Raw genomic sequence first — 264 nt, forward strand, 5'->3', positions numbered from 1 at the left:
CTTTGTAATAGCCTCGGTCGGCCACCACCGTTAGCGATTCAGCCTCGATTTCTTTACGCGCTTGGTTCGCCATATTGCTCAGTTGCCCACGATCATTACCAACGTTGGTCACCTCATGGGCAACGATCAGATGGTGTTTGTCGTCGACCGCTGTTTGGACGTTGTAGCCAACCGTTCCGGTGCCTCGGCCGCTCGTGGCCATTGAGCGTGCATCTGGGTCTGTGAGGGAGATCTGCTGGTCTGGACTCTCATGAAGCTGCGCCT

The 264-nt window shown here is 56.1% G+C and carries 1 protein-coding gene; it reads right to left on the reverse strand.

What is annotated here, in order from left to right; all coding sequences use genetic code 11:
- On the reverse strand, positions 1-264 hold a 264-nt coding region (locus AB2L51_RS15265; RefSeq protein WP_400922700.1), incomplete at both ends, for a transposase.

Origin of the sequence: Acetobacter fabarum, from assembly GCF_040702925.2 — a bacterium.
Lineage (GTDB): Bacteria > Pseudomonadota > Alphaproteobacteria > Acetobacterales > Acetobacteraceae > Acetobacter > Acetobacter fabarum_B.